Origin of the sequence: Mailhella massiliensis (assembly GCF_020741395.1) — a bacterium.
Lineage (GTDB): Bacteria > Desulfobacterota > Desulfovibrionia > Desulfovibrionales > Desulfovibrionaceae > Mailhella > Mailhella massiliensis_A.
Genome location: NZ_DYZA01000093.1, coordinates 1 through 4,401 on the forward strand (window position 1 = coordinate 1; position 4,401 = coordinate 4,401).

A 4,401-nucleotide genomic window follows, 5' to 3' on the forward strand; every position below is an offset into this window, starting at 1 on the left:
AAAACACCTTTTCGATGGGAACGGAAGCCTGAACAACTCCGCCTTATCGAAAAGGTATTTTTTCAGGTATAACCGTTTTGAGTTCCAGCCGCTAAGCGGGTGTTTTTCTGTTTCGGCCGTTTCCGCCCCCTCAACTGCCTGAAGGCCATAATAAAGACAGACGGGAACATGGTTTCATGTCATGCTCCCGTCTGTTTTTCTCAGCATACGCCGTAGGAATCACAACGTCAGGACTCGGATGCCTTTCACAAGAACAACCTACATTCTCTCTGCCATTTTGGTATACACGGCCCTTCTGGAAGCTGCCGCCTTATCGGCAAGCTCGTACAGTTTTTCCGCACGTTCGGGGAACTGCCTCTGCAAGGCGGAATAGCGCACCTCGGAAAGCAGAAATTCTCTGAAGTCCGCCACAGGCTTACCGCTGTCCAGTACGAAAGGATTTTCTCCCATCTGGGCACGGCGCGGATCGAAGTGATACAAAGACCAGTAACCGGCCTGTACCGCCCGCTTCGCCTGTTCCTGCCCAAAGGCCAGCCCCTTGCGTATGCCGTGATTGATGCACGGGGCATAGGCAATGATAAGAGACGGCCCAGGATAGGATTCCGCTTCCTGAAGCACCCTGAGCGTATGCGCCTGGTTGGCGCCCAGAGAAATCTGAGCGACATACACGTTGCCGTAACTCATGGCCATCAGGCCGAGATCCTTTTTCCTTGTTCCCTTGCCTGCGGCCGCGAACTGGGCCACCGCGCCCAGAGGCGTAGCCTTGGAAGACTGACCGCCCGTGTTGGAATACACTTCCGTATCGAACACAAGAACATTGACATCAGCGCCGCTGGCAAGAACATGGTCAAGCCCGCCGTAACCGATATCATAGGCCCAGCCGTCGCCGCCGAAAATCCAGTGTGAACGCTTGACAAAATAGTCGCTGTCTCTGAGCAGCTCAAGGCATGCCTTCCCGTCGGCGCCGCCGGAGGCTCTGCTCAGGGCGGCCTTCAGGGCTTCGGCACGCTCCCGCGTTCCTTCCCCTTCGTCCTTGTGCTCAAGCCACTGCTGCATGGCTTCCGCAACTTCCGGGGAAACCCCGTGCTCCAGCATGTTCTTCATACGGGCGGCAAGGGTGGCGCGAACCTGAGAGACCCCAAGCGACATGCCGAATCCGTATTCGGCGTTGTCTTCAAACAAAGAGAACCCCCAGGCCGGGCCATGCCCCCGGTTGTCGGTAGTGTACGAAACCGAAGGCGCACCGGCAGACCATACCGTGGAGCATCCCGCCGCATTGGAAATCATCATGCGATCGCCAAAAAGCTGCGTCACCAGCTTGGCATACGGGGTTTCGCCGCAGCCGGCACAGGCCCCGGAAAACTCCTGATACGGGCGCAGGAACTGGCTTGTATTGACGGTCAGCTTTCCCGCAGGTTTCTTATAGCTGATATGCTTTTCTGCATATTCCCACTTCTCCGCCCCTTCAGGCAGCACGGATTCCAGCTTGTGCATGGTCAGGGCCTTTTCCTTGGCAGGGCAGGCGTTCACGCATACGCCGCAACCCGTGCAGTCCAGCACGGAAACCGCAAGGTGGAATTCCATGCCCTTCATGCTTCTGGACGGCCTGCGTTCCAGCATGGCCGGAGCAGCCCCGGCCTCGGCCTCATTCAGAAGCCTGGGACGGATAGCCGCATGAGGGCAGGAAAACGAACAAAGGTTGCACTGGATGCAACGATCGGGATTCCATACGGGAACGGTTACCGCAGCCCCGCGCTTTTCCCATGCCGTGATGCCGAGGGGCCAGGAACCGTCTTCAATGCCCCTGAAAGCACTCACGGGAAGGTCGTCACCTTCCTGGCGGTTCATAACATCCACCACGTCGTGAATGAACGCAGGCCGCTCCCCTGCGGGAATGTTCTCCTCTTCGGCATGGAGCCAGCGTTCCGGCACCTGCACTTCGTGGATGTTCTCAATGCCCCGGCGCACGGCAGCCTTGTTCATATCGATAACCGCCTGCCCCTTCTTCCCGTAGGATTTGACAATGGCGTCATCCAGATAGCGGCAGGCTTCCTCCACGGGGATAATGTTGGCAAGCTTGAAGAACGCCGACTGCATGATCATGTTTATTCTGGTATTTAAACCGATCTCCAACGCAATATCGACCGCGTTGATGGTATAAAACCGAATATGCCTGCCGGCGATGACGCGCTTCATGGCCGCAGGAAGGTGCTGTTCCAGCTCCTCGTCAGACCACATGCAGTTAAGAAGGAAGGTGCCGCCTTCCTTGATGCCGCGAAGCAAATCGTACTTGCCCACATAAGACTGATTATGGCAGGCAATGAAATCCGCGGCATCCACAAGATAGGAGGAACGGATGGGCTTCTTGCCGAAGCGCAGATGGGAAATGGTTACGCCGCCGGACTTGCGGGAGTCGTACACAAAGTATGCCTGCGCGTACATATCGGTATGATCGCCGATGATTTTAATGGCGGACTTGTTCGCACCCACTGTGCCGTCGGAACCGAAGCCCCAGAACTTGCAGGCCGTCTGGCCCGGAGTTTCCAGATGAAAATCGGCTGCAGGCAGGGAGGCATGGGTCACATCGTCCACAATGCCCACCGTAAAGCCGTCTCTGGGCGTTTCGGCAGCGAGATTCTCAAAAACCGCCCGCACATGGGAAGGCGTGAAGTCCTTGGAGGCAAGCCCGTAACGCCCGCCGACGATCAGAGGGGCATCCTTCTTTCCCGACCAGGCATTGCGGACGTCAAGGCAGAGCGGATCAACCGAACCGGGTTCCTTGGTACGATCCATGACGGCGATGCGCTTTACCGAGGCAGGCACCGCTTCCAGCAGCTTTTCGGGCAGGAAAGGCCGGTACAGGCGGACATTGATCATACCCACCTTTTCCCCACGGGCGTTGAGCGCATCCACGGTTTCCTCCACCACCGAAGCGCCGGATCCCATGATCACGATGATGCTTTCCGCTTCGGGATGGCCGTGATAGTTGAAGAAGGCATAGTTGCTGCCGGTGAGCTCGTTTATTTTGTTCATGTATTTTTCCACAACGGCGGGCAGTGCGTCCACAAAGGGGTTCACGGCCTCGCGAAGCTGGAAAAATATGTCGGGGTTCTGCGTCATGCCCCGCACCTGCGGATGATCGGGATTGAGCGCACGGCGCCGGAACGCGTCCACGGCCTCACGATTGAGAAGACCGGCCAGCTCTTCCTCTTCCAGCACATGGATGCGCTGAATTTCATGGGAAGTGCGGAAACCGTCGAAAAAGTGCAGGAAGGGAATTCTGGATTCTATGGCGGCAAGATGCGCTACGGCTCCAAGATACATGACATCCTGCACGGAACTGGAAGCCAGAAGCGCGAACCCCGTCTGCCTTGTGGCCATGACATCCTGATGATCTCCGAAGATACTCAAAGAATTGGAAGCCAGAGAGCGGGCACTTACATGGAACACCGCCGGAAGCAGTTCACCGGCAATCTTGTACATGTTGGGGATCATGAGCAGCAGGCCCTGCGATGCCGTATAGGTGCTCGCCAGAGCTCCAGACTGCAACGCGCCGTGCAAAGCCCCGGCGGCGCCGCCTTCGGACTGCATTTCCACAATCCGCACAGGGGAGCCGAACAGATTCTTACGCCCTGCCGCCGCCCAGGCATCTGTCAGTTCCGCCATGGGAGAAGATGGTGTAATCGGATAAATAGCAGCGACTTCGGTAAAAAAATAGGAGACATGGGCGGCAGCGGTATTGCCGTCCATTGTTAATGTTCTGCGCATGAGGAACTCTCCTCTTAAAACTGTAGACCGTTAAGAAAGCAACTCCTGAACATTATCCTGTCCAAGCAGCGTGGAGATGGTGCTGACGGTCTTCATGAGAAGAGGGACGATTTTCTTGTTCACGCGATCCATCGTCATATACGAAATGGGCCCTGCCATGCATACACTGGCAACAGACTGCCCGTCTATCAGAATGGGTGCGGCAACCCCGCGTATGCCCTGAAAATACTGCTCTGTTCCGATGCAGTAGCCCTGGGCGCGGATCTCCTCCAGTTCTTTCAGGAGCATGGTTCTCGTCATCACGGTGTTCTTGCGATGAGGAGGCAGCACTTCCGTCGGATAAATATCCATAACTTCCTTCTGCGACCGCCATGCCATGAGAGTCTTGCCGCTCGTGCAGGCATGAGGAGGCAAGGAATACCCCACCTCCGTTGCAAGAACCAGATGCCCCGGCGTCTGAAGCTTATCAAGATAGACAACCTTGCCGCCGCTCAGAACAGAAAGAAACACCATTTCGCCGGTCTGCTCCTGAAATTCCTCCAGAAGCGGGCGCGCGACAGTACGCAGATTAAGGCTGTCCAGAAGTTTTCTGGAAATGGTCAGAAACTTCAGGCCCAGCATATAGAATTTGGT

At 56.4% G+C, this 4,401-nt stretch carries 2 protein-coding genes; both read right to left on the minus strand.

Annotation, left to right across the window (positions count from 1 at the left end):
• Nucleotides 1–258 precede the first annotated feature (258 nt).
• Complete coding sequence (gene nifJ / locus K8W16_RS04945) at nucleotides 259–3,768, minus strand: pyruvate:ferredoxin (flavodoxin) oxidoreductase (RefSeq protein WP_304121659.1); 3,510 nt, start codon at nucleotides 3,766–3,768, stop codon at nucleotides 259–261.
• A gap of 30 nt (nucleotides 3,769–3,798) precedes the next feature.
• Nucleotides 3,799–4,401 (minus strand): IclR family transcriptional regulator (locus K8W16_RS04950; RefSeq protein WP_304121660.1); only part of this gene is annotated, 603 nt, incomplete at its 5' end.